At 43.4% G+C, this 1,324-nt stretch carries 1 protein-coding gene; it reads left to right on the forward strand.

Translation table 11 applies throughout. The annotated features are described in order from the left end of the window. Nucleotides 1-412: 412 nt before the first annotated feature. Entirely contained in the window at nt 413-685 is a 273-nt protein-coding gene (locus QUA01_RS27250) for a DUF6444 domain-containing protein (protein WP_333117106.1), read from the forward strand. The last annotated feature ends 639 nt before the right edge of the window (nt 686-1,324 follow it).

Here is a 1,324-nt window from a genome sequence, read left to right on the forward strand (position 1 = left end):
GTCACTGCCTGAGAAAATAGCTCGATGCCTGGTTAATTTTACTTACACAAAGCCCCCCTCCGAATCTTCCGAGGGGGGCTTTGTTCTTTCCCCCACTACCATCCCAATATTTACTCCGTCCTTACACGACACACCCTTTTATCCCCACAGCAGACGCTTTTTATCTTGATTTTTATACCCAATTGCCGTCTGTGTTCTTCACGTCAGGCTATTTCTCCTCCCCTTTGTGATCTTGCGGATAATCAACTCCCCATCTGGGCGGATTTCTGTGAGTTATTTTATATCATATCTGGTCGATTGACCGTAATACGAGCGACTTTTTATTAACATCAACGTCCGAAAAAGAGCAAGCTTCAGTCGTAAGGATTCAGGTCAAAAAAACTTCAGTGGCGGCATCTGGTAAAATAAACGAATGAAAAAGCCCGCAGCCACCAGAAAGAAAGAAAAAACCCAAATCGAGCAGTTGAGCCAAGCTGAACTGGTGGAAATGGTACTGGGGCTGCAAACAATTATTGAAGAATTGCAAGAAAAACTAGCTATTGCTACAGGCAAAAGTCGAACCACCAGTCAAACCTCTTCAAAACCCCCATCAACGGATCTCATCCAGAAATCAGAGAAACCAACAGTCCAACCAGAAGCAGACCAAAAAAAGAAACCAGGTGGACAACCAGGTCATCAGGGATAAACCCGAAAAGGGTTTGGACGAGTAGACAGAACCGAAATTAGCTCACCGGAAATCTGCCTCAATTGTGGCAGTCAAGAATTAAGTGAAGTAATTAGGGCTTGCTGAATAGAACTCGAAGCTATGACTGCCAAGGGTTTCAAGCTTTTAACAAACAAAAAAATGCAAGGTTATGGCCTTTGTCGGCTCAAAATCCTTGGATTTCGGTGGAAAATTGTAGAGTAAATTTGGGAACCAATCTCCGAATCTCCCATTTTTTAAGCTGTTTGGCATCTAGATTCGATTTGTGGACTTTTTCAGTAAGCCCTAATTAACATCCACTCTCAGCAAGTAGCAACTCTAGTCGCGAAACCAATTGAAGTCGTCGAATATCAGACACAATCGTGTAAATGTCTCGAATGTGGTGCAGTAGTTAGAGGAGAACCACATCAAGGAGTGGTTCCAGGGCAAGACTTGAGCGTTAATCTCCAAGCATTATTAGTCTGGTTAGGAAATTATGGGCATCTTTCCTACGCCAAGCAGACTGAATTGTTGTGGGAACTCGGCAGGATAGAAGTGTCCGTAGCAATACTTCGGACAGTTTTTAAGCAGCAAGAGTACCATAGGATAGGACTGACGAGAGGTTAGGGTGATTTAAAATCA

This window comes from Microcoleus sp. S36a_B3 (assembly GCF_036700745.1).
Classification (GTDB): domain Bacteria; phylum Cyanobacteriota; class Cyanobacteriia; order Cyanobacteriales; family Microcoleaceae; genus Microcoleus.